The sequence below is a fragment of the Fusobacterium varium genome, from assembly GCA_021531615.1.
Lineage (GTDB): Bacteria > Fusobacteriota > Fusobacteriia > Fusobacteriales > Fusobacteriaceae > Fusobacterium_A > Fusobacterium_A varium_C.
The window spans coordinates 1-4793 of the sequence record JADYUE010000070.1; the positions used below are offsets into that span (position 1 = coordinate 1).

Annotated in this window: 4 protein-coding genes; all 4 read right to left on the reverse strand. The window is 28.4% G+C overall.

The genetic code is table 11. The features are described 5' to 3' along the window. Nucleotides 1–196 precede the first annotated feature (196 nt). Nucleotides 197–1222, reverse strand: a complete 1026-nt coding sequence (locus I6E31_12275) for an esterase (protein MCF2640736.1) — start codon at nucleotides 1220–1222, stop codon at nucleotides 197–199. 24 nt (nucleotides 1223–1246) lie between these two features. Beyond that, nucleotides 1247–2638, reverse strand: a complete 1392-nt coding sequence (gene asnS, locus I6E31_12280) for an asparagine--tRNA ligase (GenBank protein MCF2640737.1) — start codon at nucleotides 2636–2638, stop codon at nucleotides 1247–1249. A 17-nt stretch (nucleotides 2639–2655) separates the two neighbouring features. Next, entirely contained in the window at nucleotides 2656–2859 is a 204-nt protein-coding gene (locus tag I6E31_12285) for a DUF896 domain-containing protein (GenBank protein ID MCF2640738.1), read from the reverse strand. A 196-nt stretch (nucleotides 2860–3055) separates the two neighbouring features. After that, a complete protein-coding gene (locus I6E31_12290; protein ID MCF2640739.1) occupies nucleotides 3056–4357 on the reverse strand; it encodes an FtsW/RodA/SpoVE family cell cycle protein in 1302 nt (433 codons plus the stop codon). Nucleotides 4358–4793 lie beyond the last annotated feature (436 nt).

Consider the following 4793-nt stretch of genomic DNA (forward strand, 5'->3'; position numbering starts at 1 on the left):
CTTTTAAATAAATAAATTTTATCATAGAAAGTACTAATTTACAGAAATAAGTTCACACCCTCTTTTTATCTGTAAGTAATTTTATATATAAATATATAAAAATCGAACTTTGAGCTAGATAATCTTTTGTAAACTTTGGATAGTTGAGTAAATACAAAAATAACCCCAGTGAAAACCACTGGAGTTACCATAAAATCTATTTTATTTTTTCATTAAAGTATCTAAGGAAATTACACATATCACGAGCAACATATTCCCAAGTATGCTCCTCTCCTCTACATAGATACCCTTTAAAAATACAATTTTTCTTTTTCATTCTGCCCATAATATCTATCCACTGTTGCAACATTAAATGGTTTACTCTATCTTCTAATCCAACACTTGCATAAAAATATCTGTTCTCTAATAACCTAGAATCAATCTTTTTTACCATAGTATATGGATCTTCTTCTAAAATTTTATATCCCCATGAACTAAAAATATCTAAAAACTTTAATTTATCAGGATTTGAAAACAGAAATTTAGGTATATAAAGATACTTTAAAATTCTTATTACTCTTCTATTGATACTCAATCTCACAATGCTCAGAGCCCCTGAGAAACTTCCTATCACCTTAAACTTATCTATATGCTTTAATCCTATCTTATAAGCTCCATAACCACCCATAGAGAATCCTACAATCCCTAAATTAGATTTAGGAAATCTTCTCTCTATCTCTGGTAACAACTCTTTTATAAGATAATCTTCATAGTTGTGATTTGCAACTCCCTTGTAGTTACTATACCAACTTTGCCCTTCATCTCCAGAATCAGGAATAACAAAAATCATTGGTTCTATCTCTCCTCTTTTCAAAAGGTATAGATAGTTTTGTAGAAGTTTTCCTCTATCTGTCCAATCTCCACAATTATCTCTTAATCCATGAAATAGAAATAAGCATGGTACATTTTCAAAAGAATCTACATTAGGTGTAACTAAAAGATATCTCATCTTCTCATTAACAAAAGAACTTTCAATATAGTTTTCCTCTACTTTTACACTATTATCAATTAGATCTTTTGTTATTTCATCATAATTTAAATCAACATTTTTTAAAAAAGTAATCTCTTCATATCCCTTTACTCTTTTTAACTTTCTAGCCAATTTTGATTGATAGGGGTAAGTAACTATATAAAATAAAACTCCCATAATTAAAATTAGCAACAGTAAAAATTTTAGTGACATCAATTCTCCCCTTGTTTATATATATTAGAACTCAGCGTTTTTAGGTGTTCTTGGGAATGGAATTACGTCACGGATATTTGTCATTCCTGTAATATACATTATAATTCTTTCAAATCCAAGTCCATATCCTGAGTGTGGGAAACTTCCATATTTTCTTAAATCAAGATAGAATCCATAGTCTTCTGGGTTCATTCCTAACTCTGTAATTCTATTTTCTAGTATTTCAAGTTTATCTTCTCTTTGAGATCCACCAATAATTTCTCCAATTCCTGGTGCTAATAAGTCCATAGCTCTTACTGTTTTTCCATCTTCATTAAGTTTCATATAGAAAGCTTTAATATCTTTTGGATAGTCAGTTAAGAATACAGGTTTTTTGAAGTATTCTTCAGCAAGATATCTCTCATGTTCACTTTGAAGGTCGATTCCCCATTTAACTGGATAATCAAATTTCTTACCTGATTTTTCAAGAATTTCAATAGCTTCTGTATAAGTAAGTCTTCCAAATTCACTATTTAATACATTGTTTAATTTATCAAATAATCCTTTTTCAATAAATTGATTGAAGAATGCCATCTCTTCTGGACACTCATCCATAACAAATTTAATGATATATTTTACCATTGCTTCAGCAAGTTCCATATTAGCTTCAAGATCAGCAAATGCTATTTCAGGTTCGATCATCCAGAATTCTGAAGCATGTCTTGCTGTATTTGAGTTTTCAGCTCTGAAAGTAGGTCCAAATGTATAGATATTTCTAAATGCTGCACAATAAGTTTCTCCACTTAATTGTCCACTTACTGTTAAGTTAGTTTCTTTTCCAAAGAAGTCTTGAGTGTAGTCAACTTTTCCATCTTTAGTTTTTGGTAGATCATTTAAGTCTAAAGTTGTAACTCTAAACATTTCTCCTGCACCTTCACAGTCAGATCCTGTAATTAATGGAGTATGTACATAAACAAATCCATTTTCTTGGAAGAATTTGTGAATAGCATAAGCTACTACTGATCTTACTCTAAATACTGCTGAGAAAGTATTTGTTCTTGGTCTTAAGTGAGCTTTTGTTCTTAAAAATTCAAAAGTATGTCTTTTATTTTGTAATGGATAGTCAAGATCTGCTTTTTGGTAGATTTCAACTTTAGCAGCTGCGATTTCAAACTCTTGTCCTGCTCCTTGAGATTTTATAAGTTTTCCACAAACTTTAACTGATGAAATTATAGAAAGACGTGAAATTTCATCAAAGTTATCTAAATTTGTATCAAATACAACTTGTATCCCTTTAAAGAATGAACCATCATTTATTTCTAAGAAACCAAAATTCTTTTGAACTCTGATTTTTTTTACCCATCCTGATATTTCAACCTCTCTGTCAATAAATTTTTCTTTCTCTCTGTATAGAGATTTAACTGTTACTTTTTCCATTTTTACCCCCGTAAAACTTATATTATTTTAGTACCTTTATTTACTACTTTATCATCAACTATCTCTATTCTATCAAGATGCCCTTTTACTTGAGCTTTAAATAGTTCTAAATACATTTTTCTATATTCAGCTCTCTCTGCTTGTTCCTCTGGAGTAAGTTCTCTCTCTCTTGATAATTTAGTAAAATAATTTATCTTTTCAATGATTTTAGACATTTCCATTTTATATTCTTCCTTTCTTTTCTTAATTTATCTATATTTTTAGTATATAAAATAAAAAATGATATTTCAAATTATAGCACAACTTACCTTTAAAGTAAATGGTATGGAGTGAATTTTAACCCTTTTGTTACAAATATAAATACAAAAAAAGGATCAACTTTGCAATTTCAAAATTAATCCTTTAAATAATCTTAATTTAATACCCCAAATATTTTCCAATTTTATATTTAGAAATTAAGCCTTCCATATTTTTATTATTATTTATATTTAATACAATCCCTAATGAAGCAAAAATTGTTACTAATGAACTTCCACCATAGCTAAATATAGGCATTGGAATACCAAATACTGGCAGCATTCCTAATGCAACATAGATATTTATCAATACTTGAGTTATTATATAACCACCTACTCCCATTGCAAGATATTTACCAAAATAATCTTTTCTCTCTATAGCCACAGTTTTTATTATATTAAACAGTATTAATAATACAGCCATTAAAATAATCATTCCAATTAATCCTAATTCTTCACCATATGAAGCTAAAATAAAGTCTGTGCTTACCTCTGGAAGATATTTATACTTTTGAACTCCATTAGCATACCCTTTACCTATTACTCCACCACTACCAAAAGCTATTAGTGATTGCCAAACTTGATAACCTATGGCATTATCATACTCATTTGTCAACAATCCTGTTATAAAACTAATTATTCTTCTATATCTAAAATGAGCTGTAGTCATATCCATAAAATGATATATCCAATAAAAAGCAGCTCCAATACCTATAAAGCCTGCTGTTGTAATTCCAATTATAATCTTCATATCTATTTGTGCTAAAAATAACATAAATAACAATATTGCAACATAGTGAAGAGTTGTTCCTAAGTCACCTTGTGCACAGATAAAAAAACCAAAGACTAAAGGAATTGATATAACATAAAGTACTACTTTTCCATTTTTATAGCCTTCTTTTTCTACTCTTTCAAAAAGATGAGCTAATAATATAATAAATGGTAGTTTTAAAAACTCTGCTGGCTGTAAAGTAAAAGTTCCTATTTTTATCCAACCATAAGCACCCTTAATATTAGGAACTACCTTTGGCAAGGCTCCAGCTGCTATCCAAACAAAAGCAAGAATAGCTATTGAAATTAAAGCAATTAACAAGCACATTCTTTTTTTATTATAAACTTTATAATTTACTACTCCACCAACTATAAAGCATCCAATTGAAATTCCTATATACATTAAATAACTTCTAAAATATTTCAATCCTTTACTATAAATCATATAGAAATTTGCACTAAACATATTTACCACTGCTAAACTTATTAATAAAATAATACAAACAATAAAAGTTAAATTTCTTCTTTTTCTTCTTTTATTAGTTTCATAGTTTATCTTATCTTTATTTATCTGATTTCTTTGATAATAAAGATTTTTTTCTTTTTTAATATCATTTTTTATGTCTGAATTTATATTTTCACTAACAGCCATCTTCCCTCCTAATTTCTTTACTTTAAAATCTTCCTAGCTTTATAATAGCTACTATAAAATAATACCCTATATTTCATTTTTTGTATATAGTTTCTTTAAAAACTATAATTTATCTAACTAAGCTAAGTTATCTAGTACATCGCTAGGTTTTGACAAAGTGCCTTTGTATTTAGCGATTAATAGTCAATTTTAGTTATCTATATTTCTTTTTTAACATCAAGTTCTCTCCATGTCAGTGAATAAAGAATTCCTATAGCTTATTCTGTTGAAAATGCAAAACTCGCTCTGCAAGCTCCGCTCAAACACGTTGCATTTTCTTAACTGCATTTCGCTAAGGGCTTCTAATATTCACCTCTAAATTACGTCAACTTGATGTTAAGGATAACAATTTATTAAAACAATATTTTTTCAAAAAATAAAAAAAAGCTTGGCGAGT